The sequence below is a fragment of the Xanthomonas fragariae genome (assembly GCF_017603965.1).
GTDB classification, from domain to species: domain Bacteria; phylum Pseudomonadota; class Gammaproteobacteria; order Xanthomonadales; family Xanthomonadaceae; genus Xanthomonas; species Xanthomonas fragariae_A.
In genome coordinates this window covers 1,920,010-1,935,624 of the sequence record NZ_CP071955.1, presented here as the reverse complement: position 1 = coordinate 1,935,624, position 15,615 = coordinate 1,920,010, and the positions used below count along the sequence as shown (strand labels likewise).

Here is a 15,615-nt window from a genome sequence, read left to right as displayed (position 1 = left end):
GTTTAAACGTGGCCCCGATGCTGCCAGCATGCATGTGATGAGGAACGTGATGTCGGTGCGATTGCCGATATAAGGTGTTGAGCTTGCGACCGACGACGTAGGCATCGATGAAGGGCGTCGTTTATCTGATCCATCCGGATCAGTTCGCAGTCGGGAAAAATATCTTTCTTGGAGCAGAAACCCAACATCTCCTGGGTTTCGCGGATGCCATCATCGGCGAGCCGGCAATGCGGCGGCGACCGAGCAACAGCGGCACCGTGTTGGCGCCTTCCATCGGCCCGACCTAGCCGACGATCACCAGCATGCCATCCACGTCGAGCATCGGCAGAGACGGTGAGCTGCGGCTGAGTACCGTGACGTCGGCGCCCATGCCGGCGGCGAGTTTGGCCGCCATATGCCCTAGCCCGCCCAGCCCGATCACGCCGACGCGACTGCCGGGGCCGACATTTGCAAGTGCACAACGCCCAATAGCTGGTGATGCCCGCGCACAGCAACGGCGCTGCGCACGCGTCGGGTCAAGTCCCTTGGGGATCTGCAGGCAGAACTCTTCGCGCACGACCAGATGTTTGGAATAGCCACCCTGCCGGCCAGCGTAAATGCCGGTATTGCCCTCGCGGCACAGCTGTTCTTCGCCGCAGTGACATTGATCGCACTGCTGACAGCTGTCGATCATACATCCCACCGCGACATGGTCGCCAACGCGATAGCGCGAGACCTCCGCACCGACCTCGATCACACGGCCGACAATCTCGTGGCCCGGCACGATCGGGTAGTAGATCCGACCCCAATCGTTGCGCGCTGTGTGCAGGTCGCAGTGGCGGACGTTGCAAATACAGGATTTCCATCGCGACGTCGTGAGGATGAATGAGAGCCGGCAGGATTCGTGAAAAAACAGCCAAATCAGGCCTAACAGACTGAAAAAATTTGCGATTTATAACTCCGCTGTCTGTGCCGCCTCGGTATGCCCGCTGCCCTTCAAGCTCGATGAGCATGACCGAACGAAATAAATTGGCTGGATTTCGTATGAATCCCTGCCGCCCCTCAATTTCATCCGGCGCCACGTCGGGAAGCCGATGATCTGTTGTCCGGATAAAATCGGGAGATGTCTACTGCGGATGGGGCATGGATTGCCCAACCCGCAACGAGCGTCGCAAACCGCTGGCAGGCGGACCCACTAAATAAGTTGCAAGCATGAAAACCTCCAAAGTCAATCTAAACGCATCGGGCACAAACTGGCCTTTCCCTCGAGAGGACCAGCCCAGGCCGGCCGGGGAGCAGGCTGCAGCCAGCTCCCGCGACAGTCAGCCGCTGCTCGTGCGGCCACCGTCCAAACGGCGGCGGGTAGAACAGGATGAGCCTGGGACGGCGACGCAACGTAGGGTTCCTTTGTCTGTGAATGCGCAAACTGGAGCCAGTGGCTGCGCATGGGACAGGCACGCTCAGCAACAGCCAGCCACTCACTCGCACCGGCGCGATGATCCTACCGACCGACGCGGTACCCCGCCCGAGCGACGCTCGGACAGAGTGTCCGCTTACGTCGGCGCCTCTTCGTCGCATCGTAGGCCACAACGAGCAACGCATGGTTTGGAGGCGACTGCGGATCTTCGTCTGACTGAGCAAAAGTCCGAACGGGCGGCAGGAAAACGACCGCGGGAAGAGCGAGAGCCGTATCGGCAGCCAAAGCGGCCAAGGTATGGCTTGGAGCTGACGACGGCCGATCTTCATCGGGCCGAACATCGGCTCGACTCGGCGGCAAAAAAACGGCTGCAGGCTGAACGAGAGCGGTATCGGCGACAGTTGGAAGCACACAGCCGGATAGATCAGACGCACAACGCTTACCTGTGCGTCGCCATGGCACGGGACAACGAGCTGGCGCGTCGTATGGATTGCAAGCTGGCCTTGCCCTTCCTGGCTTCGAACTTCCACGCGCAAACCAACGCGAAGTGGCTCGACAAATATCTTCAGATGATTGGCAATGCAAGGCCGGCCGCAGACCTAACGCACAGCGATCTCGATCGTTGCACCGAGCTTGCGGCGCAGTATCTATATAAGACCGAGTGGTTCAACGGTGCATCTCTGAAACAACTAGCCCATGTAGGCAACAAGCTGAGCAAGCATCCGAACCAGCCAGCGTGCATGGATGCAATCGCGTGGATCGCCAGACAGGTGGATCAGGCCAATGGTCCATTGGGGCTGGATGACCACCTGTCAGTCCTACTCCTGAACGCCTTCGCCAAGAACACCAACAGCGGCAGGTGCGAACACGCAGTGGCTCGTCTGGCACGTCACCTGCACCGTGGCCACCAGGCCCGGCAGTGTCTGGAAGCGAAGGGCATCGGCCTGGCACTCAATGCCTTCAGCAAGTGGTTCGATCACCCGGACTGCCGGTCCATGGCGCACTCGCTCGCCGAGTTGCTCGCCAGCAACAGCCGCTTGCGTTATGCGATGGATGCGCAGAGCATCGCCAATACGCTCAACGCCCTGAGCAAATGGCCCGACGCGCTGGTTTGCAAAAATGCCGCCAACGCGCTGGCCTCGCGGCTGGCAGACAACCATGCCGATTTGCGCAACGCCCTCAAACCGCAAGAAGTAGCCAACGCGCTCAACGCTCTGAGCAAATGGCCCGACACGCCTGACTGCAAAGTAGCCGCCAACGCGCTGGCCTTGCGGCTGGCCGACGAGCCCGAGTTGTGCAAAGACCTCGACCCGCAAGGCGTGGCCAACGCGTTGAACGCCCTGAGTAAATGGCCCGACACGCCTGACTGCGAGAAGGCCGCCAACGCGCTGGCCGCGCGGCTGGTCGACGAGCCCGAGTTGTGCAAAGACTTCTACCCCCAAGGCGTGGCCAACGCGTTGAACGCTCTGAGCAAATGGCCCGACACGCCTGACTGCAAAGTAGCCGCCAACGCGCTGGCCTTGCGGCTGGCCGACGAGCCCGAGTTGTGCAAAGACCTCGACCCGCAAGGCGTGGCCAGCGCGTTGAACGCTCTGAGCAAATGGCCCGACACGCCTGACTGCAAAGTAGCCGCCAACGCGCTGGCCTTGCGGCTGGCCGACGAGCCCGAGTTGTACAAGGACCTTGACCCGCAAGGCGTGGCCAGCGCGTTGAACGCTTTGAGCAAATGGCCCGACACGCCGGTCTGCAAAGATGCCGCCAACGCACTGGCCTCGCGACTGGCCGAAGAACCCGAGTTGTGCAACGCCCTCAAACGGCAATACATCGCAAACGCGCTCAACGCTCTGAGCAAATGGCCTGACATACCGCTCTGCGCCGTCGCCGTTAAGGCGCTGGCTTCGCGGCTGGCCGCCGAGCCTGAGTTGCGCAAAGACCTCGACCCGCAAGAAGTGGGCATTGCACTGAATGCCCTGAGCAAATGGCCCGACACGCAGGTCTGCAAAGATGTCGCCGACGCGCTGTCCTTGCGGCTGGCCGCCGAGCCCGAGTTGCGCAAAGACCTCGACCCGCAAGGCGTGGCCAACGTGCTCAACGCCCTGAGCAAATGGCCCAACACGCAGGTCTGCAAAGATGTCGCCAACGCACTGACCTCGCGACTGGCCGCCGAGCCCGAATTGCGCAACGCCCTCAAACGGCAACACATTGCCAACGCACTCAACGCTCTGAGCAAATGGCCCGACATACCGCTCTGCGCTGTTGCCGTTAAGGCGCTGGCCTTGCGGCTGGCCGACGAGCTCCGGCTGGCCGACGAGCCAGGGTCGTGCAACGCCCTCCGCCCTATTGACGTGACCCAAGCGCTCAACGCCCTGAGCAAATGGCCCGACACGCAGGTCTGCAAAGATGTCGCCGACGCGCTGTCCTTGCGGCTGGCCGCCGAGCCCAAATTGCGCAAAGACCTCGACCCGCAAGGCGTGGCCAATGCGCTTAACGCCCTGAGTAAATGGCCCGACACGCCAGATTGCAAAGATGCCGCCAACGCGCTGGCCTCGCGGATGGCCGACGACGATCCCGGTTTGCGCAACGCCCTCAATCCGCTAGACGTGGCCCACGTATTGAACGCCCTGAGCAAATGGCCCGACACGCCGGTCTGCAAGAAGGCCGCCAACGTACTGTCCTTGCGGCTGGCCGACGATCCCGGTTTGCGCAACGCCCTCAATCCGCTAGACGTGGCCCACGTGTTGAACGCCCTGAGTAAATGGCCCGACACGCTGGTCTGCAAGACTGCCGCCAACGTACTGGCCTTGCGGCTGGCCAACGAGCCCAAATTGCGCAACGACCTCGACCAGCAAGGCGTGGCCAACGTGCTCAACGCCCTGGGCAAATGGTCCGACACGCCGGTCTGCAAAGATGTCGCCAACGTGCTGGCCTCGCGGCTGACCGACGACGATCCCGGTTTGCGCAACGCCCTCAAACCGCAAGAAGTAGCGAACGCGCTCAACGCCCTGAGCAAATGGCCCGATACGCCAGTCTGCAAAGATGTCGCCAACGCACTGATCTCGCGACTGGCCAAAGAACCCGAGTTGCGCAACGCCCTCAAACGGCAACACATCGCGAACGCGCTCAACGCTCTGAGCAAATGGCCTGACACACCGCTCTGCGCCGTCGCCGTTAAGGCGCTGGCCTTGCGGCTGGCCGACGAGCTACAGCTAGCCGACGATGAGCCAGGGTCGTGCAACGCCCTACGTCCTATTGACGTGACCCAAGCGCTCAACGCCCTGAGCAAATGGCCCGACATGCCTGACTGCAAGACCGCCGCCAACGCGCTGGCCTCGCGGCTGGCCGCCGAGCCCAAATTGCGCAACGACCTCGACCCGCAAGGCGTGGCCAATGTGCTCAACGCCCTGAGCAAATGGCCCGACATGCCTGACTGCAAGGCCGCCGCCAGCGAGTTGGCCCCGCGGCTGGCCGACGACAATCCCGATTTGCGCAACGCTCTCAATCCGCAAGGCGTGGCCAACGCGTTGAACGCCCTGAGCAAATGGCCTGACACGCCAGACTGCCAAGATGCCGCCAACGCGCTGGCCTTGCGGCTGGCCAACGAGCCCGGTTTGCGCAACACCCTCAAACCGCTAGACGTGGCCCAGGTGTTTAACGCACTGAGTAAATGGCCCGACACGCCGTTCTGCAAGGCCGCCGCCAGCGAGCTGGCCCCGCGGCTGGCCGACGACGATCCCGATTTGCGCAACGCTCTCAATCCGCAAGGCGTGGCCAACGCGTTGAACGCCCTGAGCAAATGGCCTGACACGCCAGATTGCAAAGATGCCGCCAACGCGCTGGCCTCGCGGCTGGCCGACGATGCCGGTTTGCGCAACGCCCTCAATCGGCTAGACGTGGCCCACGTGTTGAACGCCCTGAGTAAATGGCCCGACATGCCTGACTGCAAGACCGCTGCCAACGCGCTGGCCTCGCGGCTGGCCGCCGAGCCCAAATTGCGCAACGACCTCGACCCGCAAGGCGTGGCCAATGTGCTCAACGCCCTGAGCAAATGGCCCGACACGCCGGACTGCGAGGCGGCCGCCAGCGCTCTGGCTCCGCGGCTGGCCGACGACAATCCCGATTTGCGCAACGCTCTCAATCCGCAAGGCGTGGCCAACGCGTTGAACGCCCTGAGTAAATGGCCCGACACACCGCATTGCAAGACCGCCGCCAACGTACTGGCCTTGCGGCTGGCCAACGAGCCCGGTTTGCGCAACGCCCTCAAACCGCTAGACGTGGCCCAGGTGTTGAACGCCCTGAGCAAATGGCCCGACACGCCACACTGCGAAACCGCCGCCAGCGCGCTGGCTTTGCGGTTGGCCGACGAGCCCAAATTGCGCAACGACCTCGACCCGCAACACGTGGCCAATGCGTTGAACGCCCTGAGCAAATGGCCCGACACACCGGACTGCAAGACCGCCGCCAACGTACTGGCCTTGCGGCTGGCCAACGAGCCCGAGTTGTTCAAAGACCTCGACCCGCAAGGCCTGGCCAACGTGCTCAACGCCTTGAGCAAATGGCCCGACACGCCTGCATGCACGAAGGCCATCGACGCCTTGGCCGGGCGGCTGGCTGCAGACCACGATTTGCGCAACGCCCTCAAACCGCTAGACGTGGCCCAAGTGTTGAACGCCCTGAGCAAATGGCCCGATACGCCGGCGTGCAAGAAGGCCGCCAGCACTCTGGCCCTTCGGCTAGCCGAGGATGCCGGTTTGCGCAACGCCCTCAAACCTCAAGAAGTGGCCAACGCGTTGAACGCACTGAGCAAATGGCCCGACACGCCGGACTGCCAAAAGGCCACCAGCGCACTGGCCTCGCGGCTGGCCGACGACGATCCCGATTTGCGCAACGCTCTCAATCCGCAAGGCGTGGCCAACGCGTTGAACGCCCTGAGCAAATGGCCCGACACGCCGGACTGCCGCGAGGCCACCAGCGCACTGGCCTCGCGGCTGGCCGACGATGCCGGTTTGCGCAACGCTCTACGCCCTATTGGCGTGAGCCAAGCGCTCAACGCCCTGAGCAAATGGCCCGGACGCGCGAGCTGCGAGAAGGCCATCGACGCCTTGGCCGGGCGGCTGGCTACGGACCACGATTTGCGACACGCACTGGAAGCGCAGGACGTGGTCTTGTCGCTCAATGCGCTAAGCAAATCGCTTGGAGGGGCTGCTTGTCGCCAGACAGCATTGCTGCTCGCCGAGTGCTTAGGCTCGACAGAGCTGCCATGGCAACAGTTCGAGATGATTGGGCTCGCCATGCTGGCCAACGCGATGTCCCGTCTGCGGCACCTGGACGATGAACAATTCCAAACCTTGGGTAGCGACAAACTGCAGGCGCTGGCCGGGCACCTGGAGCTGCGTCGCGAGCGCTTCGCGTCCGCTTCGGTCTCGGAGATCGGGCTGATCTTCAAGGCCCTTTCATCGGCGCAGCTTCATCGCCAGATGCGCCCCCTGGCACGACCAGCGCTGGAGCGGGTCGCAGCGCTCATGCACGACGATGGATTACGCGAAACGAACCTCGAGGGGCTAGGCAGCCTGTGCATGGGCCTGCTGCCGCTGATCCGCAGTCCGGAGCTGACCCCTCGCCATCGCGGTCACGCCCTGCGCGTATTCAACACCTTGCAGCCGATCGTAGCGCGCAAGATCGACTCGTACCTCACAGTCGGTGGCTCACGTGCATCGGCCCAGACCGAACAGCACGCCACGCGTTGCCCGGCGTTGACGTTCTTCCAGGTGCTCAAGACCTACGCGGTGGTGAGCCGGCAATGGAAGCCGCGCCACCTCGAAGGCGCGCGCCAGCAATTGCGCCAGCGCCGCGAGCAGCTGGCGCAATGGGTCGACCAGACGCTCGAGCGCACGCGCGAGGCCATCGAGGCGGACCTCGGCGAGATGAGCTGGAACCTGATCGCGCAGATCGAGGCGGGCGACCAGGTGTTCGACGCCCTGGACCGGCGCATGGCCAAGGAGGCGCCAAGGATCGCGCAGGCCCATCCACCGAGCCGCTTCGACCTGGGCGCCGGGCGCCTGGGCATGCGTTCGGCACCCGGCCAGCCCGTCGTGCCGGCACCCGGCATTGGCAGCACCACCCACATCGTGGTCGATCTGCGTGGCAAGCAAGTGTCGACCAACGCGGCCGAGACGGACAAGCCTTACTCGCTGTTCACGCGGCTGACGGGCCTGCCGCTGGTGGAGGTTCAGCTGCCGGGATCGATTTCGACGTTCATGCTCGCGCGCACGCTCACCTACCAGGACGAGCCCTGGCGCTTCGACATGTTCGGCGGCAGCCGCGCCACGCGCGGCAACATGAGCCGCCCCGCCGATCTGCTGTCCGGCGCCTCTGCATCGCCGTCGCTGCTGCCGGCGATCCGCTATGCCGACACCGTCCCGGGCAGCAGCCTGATGAAGCTCATCGCCAAGCTGGCCCCGCAGCGCGAGGACTGGTCGCGCATGCAGCGCTCGCTGCTGGAGATGGTGCCGAGCGACCACGTCGTGGAGGGCACGCTGCGCCTGGGCTTTTTCGACGACGTCAGCGGCCCTGCGCACCCGTTCAAGCTCACAGCCCCCGACGGGCGCCCCCTGGCGCTGTGCCCCAACGATGGCTGCGGCTTTCTGAAGCTGGAGGTGGCCCTGCGCATCCCGGCCTTCCGTGAGCGCGTCTGTGCCTGGGAAGCGGTGCAGGCCGGCCGGGCCAGCCAAGCCCAGCGCGACCTTCTGGCCAAGGACAAGGGACCCACGCGGCTGGCACCGCAGGCGCTGCAGCACTTCCCGCGCGACCAGGCGGCGCTGCAAGAGGCGCACGAGGCGATGCGGCGCAGGCTGCAGGCGCTGCCGCCCAAGCTGAGCCAACTGGCGCTGTACGAGCTGGCCACCAGCGGCGGCTACGAGGGCCAGAGAATCCGGGCGGTGCCCTCCGCCGACAATAAGGTGCACCTGCCGCGCGAGCGCAGCGGCGCCTTCGATGCCGCCGGCGGCGCCTTGCTGGTCGGCAAGCCGCCTTACGACAAGGAGAACCTGCTGCCGGTGCCGCAGGCGCATGTCGCTACCGCAGCGCAGGGCGATGCCACGGCCGAGTTCCTTGCGCAGTCCTTCGGCATCCAGTACAGCTACACCGGCTTCGACGACAGCTCGGGCGACGCAGCCGGCAGCGGCCCGGCGATGCTGCACAGCAAGGGCATGCTCATCGTGGTGCCGGCGCGGAACTGGCCGGCGCAGTTCGCCGACGTGGACCTGGCCTGCTCCAAGGAAGATCTCAAGACCCTGTCGCGCTGGACGGCCGGACGCGACCGCAGTGCCGTGCCGCAGGACATGCTCAGCACCGGCAGCCTGCGGCTCAAGGACATCGTAGAACCCGGGCGCATGGGCGCCCTGCCGATCCCGGAGCTGCGCAAGCGCAACATGGACACCGACGGTGACGATGCGTTCGTGTACGCGGGCTACCCCAGGCTGGCGGAGCTGATCGCGCGCGAGATGGCCGATCGTGAGGTGCGGCGCGGCCAGCCACGCTCCTTCAAACCGCCGAAGACCGCCACGCCGGCCATCGACCCAGACACCGGCCACTACCAGCCCGGGCGGCTGTCCGAGATCATGTCGCTGCAGCGTGGCGGCCAGGTCATGGGCACGGCCAGCACCCTGGCGGCGCGCTTCATGGCGCAGCCCGACCAGCTGCGCGAGGCAATGGCGCGCAAGATGATGTTCGGTACTTACGACGGCATCGAGCGCGACCTGCGCGACGGCTTGCGCCAGGTGCTCGACGGCGAGACCACAGATCCCCGGGTGTTGTTGGGGCAACTGCGCGCCCAGGCGCACGAAGCGATCGGACGCGCCCATATGCCAGAGGCGCGTGAAGCGGCCGAACTGCTGCACGCGCAGCTGCTTGAGCTCGAACCGGCGACGGCTCGCTCAGCCGAGGCGCCGCACCTGCCCGACGCGCTGGCTGAAGCGTTCCCAACGCTCGCCCGTGCCTACATGGCCGCGCCCGATGCCGACGCACGTCTGCGCGCCATCCTCGACAACTACCCGGTGTGCCTGTTGTCGCATGCGCAGTTCCCGGAGGGGCAACCAGGGCTCATCCCCGACGAGCCGGAACTGAGCATGCGCAACCTGTTCACTATCGCCATTAAGGTAGGAACCGATGCGCTGAAATCCGACACCGGCACAGCGCTGTTCGCCAAGATCGTGGAGTCTTGCGAACGATCCGAGCGAGCGTTCGCCGAGCGGGTACGCAGCGTGCCGTACGGCAAGACGACTGCCCGGGCCATGCACGAGGGCCGCTTCGACGCCGAGCAGACCAAGGTGCTCCTGCAGAACATGCCGACGATGGCGGCGGGCGTCATGCAAGACGCGCTGCACGCGCTGCAGCAGGCAGGCCTGATCGACTCGCCGCCACCGCCGGCCGAGCGCCTGCGCGCCGTGAAACACGAGGACATCGTGCGTGCGACCGAGGCCCTGCTCACACGCGCCAGAGAGATGGAGCCCGTGGTCACCGACATGCTGACGCGCGCCGCCGAGCTCCATGGTGGGCGACTGGAGGGAATGCGCCATCAATTCAAATCGCCCGGCTCGCTGGTGGAAAAATTCGAGCGGCAAATGGCTTTGAAACACAAGACCCTGGAAGAAGCGGCCGCTGGCATGAACGACGCCCTGCGCTATAGCGTGGTACTGGAGCCGCGGCACTTCACCGCCGGCCTGCGCGGCGTGCTGGCTTCGCTGGACGATCAGGGCCATGTGCGCGTCAAGCTGGTCAACTTGTTCATGCGGTACCGGCAGGCATTCAAGGCAGTCAACGTCACGCTGCGCAGCCCCGAAGGCGCGCTCTGGGAGATCCAGTTCCACACGCCGGACACCTTCAAGCTCAAGGAGCAATTCCACGACCTGTACAAGCGCAGCTTTGCGCTGCAGCTTAAGGACGCCGCCTCACAGGCCAGGCAGCGCGAACTGCAGGCGCCTGCGCAGGCGGCCTTCAGCGGCGTGAATGCGCCGCCGGGCTGCGAGGAGATCGACGATTGGGAATAAGTGGCGCACGCGGCAGTACAAGCGGTGTGAGGCGCAGTGGAACGGCAAACCGGCATAAGCCCAGGACCAATCAGGCGAAGGGTCGGCAGTGACTTCCAAAAAAATCGAGAAGAATGCCTTTAGCAGTCAATCGGTTGCCTACGAATTGTCTGTTTTTCGCACGAATCCCTGCCGACCCTCGGAATGGGATTGCGTGTGCACGTGGGCGGGAACGGTTGGCCGGACAACGCGTTCAGGCGACGGGCACTGGCCAATCAAGCGCGTCGGAACGGATGCGCTTGTGAGCGCGCTTCATCAATCCGTGTGTAGCGCGAACCGGCAATCAGCGCTGCGTGTGCTGCATGCGCAGTTGGCGACGGCCATGACGCACATCTAACGCGAGCTTACGTCGGTAGAGGCGCCTTTTGCATGCGCGCCTGGCTTGCATCGGTATGGTTGGAACACCGCGCTTTCGTGCCCAAGCAGCAGCCAGGGCTTGAAACGATCGGCCCACATTGTCGGGTATTGATTCCACGCCCGCCCGTTCAAATCGGATTGAATAACTCACCGAGTGCTGGCCGGCTGCGACCACCCCTAGTTGCCAGGGGTGCAGCATGCTCTTTTCCAAAGTCCCGAAGGTCGAATTAATTCGCCGATAATTAATTTGCGTCATCGCAATGCCAGAAGCGATGAATGACGCACAATGCGCAGTAGCGCTCAAGCTCGCTTAGCATAACGCTCCTTGTAAATACAAGACACCCGGAATGGGGAGTCGCGAATATACACGACCGTTTTGTATAAGGAAGGGCAAGCAGTCGCTCATGCGGCAGAGTCCGTTAGAACGACTAACTTGCGCTTGAATTCGCTACAAAATGTGAGGGATTTTCCGACATCCGGAACAGGAATCCCTGATCCCCTGGGAATTTTGTCGCATTCAGGATTTCCGATCCGTGAGAAATGTGATGGATTATTGTAGAGTTAGCTATCACATTTTTCTGTTGCCGGACCTGTTGAGGGCTTTCTAATCCGATTTGGCTATGAATTGAATTGCAAATGCCTATGGATTGAGTTTCTTCCTGAAGAGCAACTGTCCATTCATGTTTTAGAGTTTGTAGATAGCGCCGTTATTTGATCTCGCAAGCAATCAATCCATCCATAAAAATACTTTCCGCGCTAACCGTAGGGCATCTCCTAGGAGATTCAGCCACGCCGGTTTAAATGAATAACGCGTGAAATAAAATGCCTCGCTGGCAATCGCCGGCGCTAGGGCCCTCTGCGCCAATTAAACCGGAATTGACTAAATTTATGAATCGCTCGCTACTCGCAACCACCATCGCATCCTGCCTTGTCCTGACCGCTTGTGGCGGCGGTGGCGGCGGCAACGTCCGCAGCGACGCGCCACAGACCACCGTGATCGCGCCGACTCCGATCACACCTGCACCTACGACTCCGACTACGCCTGCACCTACGACTCCGACCACGCCGGTTCCGACGCCTGCGCCGCCTCGCTACCAGGGCGTGGGCAGCAATCTGCTGGTGTCGACCAATGCCGATCTAGCGCAACAGGCCGGTGCCAGGGGCCAGGGGGTGAAGCTTGCAGTGCTGGACGACAACCTGGTCACCAGCTACGCGCCGCTTGCTGGCAAGGTCGATGGATTTACCGATTACACCGCCAGCCCAGGCACGCCCGAGTCGTCGTCCAATCCCTTGCGCGGCCACGGCACGGTGGTCTCGGCACTGGTACTGGGTTCGGCACAGGAAGGCTTCGCCGGTGGCATCGCCCCGGATGCAGACCTGTTCTATGCGCGCATCTGTGCCGAAAATTCCTGCGGCACGCAGCAGACCCGCAGCGCAGCGGTGGATCTGGCGGCAGCCGGCGTGCGGATTGCCAACTTGTCGATCGGTGCCTCGTATGCGGATGCGGCCAGCAGTGCGAACGCTGCGTTGGCGTGGAAATACGCGCTGACCCCGCTGGTGCAGGCCGATGCATTGATCGTGGCTTCCACCGGCAATGAGGGCGCGGCCGAAGCCTCTTACCCGGCGGCGGCGCCGGTGCAGGAAACCAGCCTGCGTAACAACTGGCTGGCCGTGGGTGCGATCAATATCGACAGCGTCGGCAATGCGGCCGGTCTGACCAGCTATTCCAACCATTGCGGCGCCGCTGCGCAGTGGTGCCTGGTGGCACCGGGCAGTTACACCGTGCCGGCCTTGGCGAGTACCGAGTTTCAGGGCCAGATCGCCGGTACCTCGTTCTCCACTGCCGCAGTGAGCGGCGTCGCGGCGCAGGTGCTGGGCGTGTATCCCTGGATGAGCGCCTCCAACCTGCAGCAGACCTTGCTGACCACTGCGACCGATCTGGGCGACCCAGGCGTGGATGCGCTGTACGGCTGGGGCCTGGTCAATGCGGCCAAGGCGATCAAGGGCCCGGGGCAGTTTGCCAGCGCTTGGGCGGCCAACGTCGGCGCTGGCTATGACAGCACCTTCAGCAACGATATCTCCGGCACGGGCGATCTGACCAAGAGCGGCGCCGGCAAGCTCACGCTGAGCGGCAACAATACTTACACCGGCGGAACCAGTGTCATCGACGGCGTGCTTGCACTGTCCGGCAGCCTGCGCTCTGACGTCACCGTACTCAACTCTGCCACGTTCGAATCGCGCGGCGGCGTCATCAACGGTAATTACAGCCTGGTCAACACCACCGGTACCACCGCTCTCGAATTGGGCAAGGGCTTGACCGTCACCGGCCAAGCCAGCTTGAAGGGCAACCTGCTGTTACTGCCGGAAGCGGCTGGCTACAGCGTCGGCAGCAGCGAGAAAATCGTCAAGGCCGGCAACCTGCAGGGCACCTTCGACAGCGTGCAGTACGCCAACAACTTCTTCTGGACCGCTGCACTGGCCTACGATCCAACCACCGTCACCGCAACGCTGACCCGCAATGCCTCCGCTGCCAAAGCGCAAGCAGCCGGTGCCCCGCAGTCGGTGGTCAACGGTGCGACGCAGGCCGATATGCTAGTCAAGGTGTTGGATATGCGTGTGGCCTCGGGCGATACCGACAATCTGGGCGGCTTGATCAGTGCCACCGGTTCGCTGCTGGCGGCTTCCGACGCTCAGGTTGCCGCATCGCTGCCCACCCTGGCTGGCCAGGTGCATGGTGTCGAGCGCACGCTGGGCTTTCAGTCCGCACTCAACGATGCGCGTGTTGCTGCCGATCGCCTGCCCTACCTGGCCGACACAACCACGCTGACCACCTGGATGCAGGGCAGCTACCTGGATGGTGACCTCAGCCGTATTGGCTTTGACTCGGCCGATTACACCCAGCAAGCGACAACCGTCGGTGTGGATCTGCCGATGGGCAGCGCCGGCACGATTGTCGGTGCGTCACTGACCTCCGGTCAGGACCGCGCAAACATTGCTGCATCGGCCAGCCGCCTGCGCTCGGACCGCTATGCAATGACTGCGTATCTGTATCAGCCGGTCGGTCGGGCGTATGTGTCGGGGATCGGTTCGTACGGCATGAGCAACGTGGAAACCGAACGCACTGTGCAGGCCGGCAGCGTCGGCGAGCGCTTGCAGGATCGTCGCCACGACACCAACTGGTCGCTGCGCGCTGAAGTCGGTCTGATGCCGCACGCGGGTCTTTCGCCATTCGTTGCCGCAGGTGTGGTCAGCCAGACCCAGGACGCCTTCAGTGAAGCATCGGTCACTGGTCTGGGCTTGAGCGCCAACAGCGATACGCTGCGCGCCGGTTACGGTGAGGTGGGTGTGCGCGGTCATCTGGCACGCGGCAAGTGGGGCTTGGATGGCTTGATCGCCTACCGCTCGTTGCTTGGCAACCCGAACTCCGACTTCACCGCGTGGTTCACCGGTCTGCCGGAAGCGCGCTTCGACGTTGCCGGCGAGCCGGTGTCCAAGCAGTCGGTGCGTGCTTCGGTCGGCGTGCGTTACCAGCTCAACGATGCGTTCTCCATCTACGGCAATGTGGGCGCCGAGCGCGGTCGTTCGGATGCCAACAGCATCAACGCCAATGTCGGTTTGCGCTGGCAGTTCTAAGCGCCGTCTGCATACCGGCAATGTGGCCGCAAGGCTGCATGGCCGGTACGCGGAGTCGGCATACACCACGCCCGCGCTGCGGTTGCCGACGCTGGCGACAAGCGAGTGCGGGTGCGCTGCAAGTGCAAGCATCACGCTGTACGTGCGTGCCTTTGTATCGGTCCCAAAAAAGCCCCGGCACTGCCGGTAATGCTGTTCACTCAAGCGGAGCAGCCTTTCGATCTACCGGATAGCGGGTCTTCGAGATCTTCACCGTCCTTGGCCGCGTAGGCCTTGGACGGTGATCGAGGAACAGGCTCGCGATGCCTGAGCGAAGCTGGGATAGGCGTCTTCCTGTGGCGGAAGCCGGATTGGCTGCGGCCATCACGATGAGTTGCACTGCGATGTACTGGCAGACCGGTGTGAATCGGATGTCCGCAGGCGTTGTGCCAAACGCCACAGCTGCCTGGCTGGCTTCACGTCCAATGATGTTGTAGGCCAGCAGCAACCCCCAGACTTCCTGGTACACCAAGTCGATCTTCTTGCTGCGTAAGGTCGTTGCGTTGTGCTGCATCGAGCTTTTGATGTCGCGCAAACCCAGTTCGATTTCCCATCGCTGCTGGTAAAGCGTTGCGACAGACTTGGCGCTGTAAGTGGTGGCAGGCAGCGAGGTCAGTACCGACTTTCTCTTCCCCTGATGCAGATAGCTCACTTCACGCACGTCCCAGTGCGTGGGAAGCGCTGGATTGCGTTTTCTGGCCTGTGGCGAGAGATGGTGGACCGGATCGGCACCCAGTCGCGCGCGCCTGACTGACGCCACTGCGCGCCAACAGATCTTCTGAGGCCAGCCCTTGTGCGCAGATGTTCAAACGACGTGCGAGCCCGTGCACCGGTTCGTCACGGAACAACGCCATGCCCAGGACAAGCCACAACACCTGATCACTGGGAAGGCGCCGACGTCGGATGCTGGCCTGAGAAGACAGTTCCAGCGCGCTGGCCACCCCCTCCACCGGAATATTCTGCGTAAAAGTGCTCAGGTCGGAGAAGTTGAACAGGTCGCCAAGGTCGAACAGCTGCTGTTGAAGGGACACAAAAAAATCCGATACCAGAGGTCTGGTATCGGATTTTCGGTGACTCATTTGCTTAAGTGAACAGCATTACGGCAGT

At 63.2% G+C, this 15,615-nt stretch carries 3 protein-coding genes and 2 pseudogenes; 3 read left to right on the top strand and 2 right to left on the bottom strand.

Features of this window, described 5'->3' with window-relative positions; all coding sequences use genetic code 11:
* Nucleotides 1–2: 2 nt before the first annotated feature.
* Nucleotides 3–935 (bottom strand): annotated as a pseudogene (locus J5I97_RS20535) (alcohol dehydrogenase catalytic domain-containing protein).
* A gap of 256 nt (nt 936–1,191) precedes the next feature.
* On the opposite strand from J5I97_RS20535, the gene xopAD reads away from it, so the two are divergent.
* From xopAD to J5I97_RS08960, 3 genes are all read left to right on the top strand, one after another.
* The gene (xopAD, locus tag J5I97_RS08970; RefSeq protein WP_208591333.1) at nt 1,192–10,440 is read left to right on the top strand and encodes a XopAD/skwp family type III secretion system effector; all 9,249 of its coding nucleotides are present in this window, start codon (nt 1,192–1,194) and stop codon (nt 10,438–10,440) included.
* Between the two features lie 88 nt (nt 10,441–10,528).
* Entirely contained in the window at nt 10,529–10,816 is a 288-nt protein-coding gene (locus J5I97_RS08965; RefSeq protein WP_208591331.1) for a hypothetical protein, read from the top strand.
* 908 nt (nt 10,817–11,724) lie between these two features.
* The gene (locus J5I97_RS08960; protein WP_208591330.1) at nt 11,725–14,469 is read left to right on the top strand and encodes a S8 family serine peptidase; all 2,745 of its coding nucleotides are present in this window, start codon (nt 11,725–11,727) and stop codon (nt 14,467–14,469) included.
* A 196-nt stretch (nt 14,470–14,665) separates the two neighbouring features.
* Here the strand turns inward: J5I97_RS08960 and J5I97_RS08955 are convergent.
* Nucleotides 14,666–15,587 (bottom strand): annotated as a pseudogene (locus J5I97_RS08955) (transposase domain-containing protein).
* Nucleotides 15,588–15,615 lie beyond the last annotated feature (28 nt).

Bases quoted from the DNA above. Each gene is read 5' to 3' on its own strand.
- J5I97_RS08960 (WP_208591330.1), top strand. From the start codon at position 11,725: ATGAATCGCTCGCTACTCGCAACCACCATCGCATCCTGCCTTGTCCTG.
- xopAD (WP_208591333.1), top strand. From the start codon at position 1,192: ATGAAAACCTCCAAAGTCAATCTAAACGCATCGGGCACAAACTGGCCT.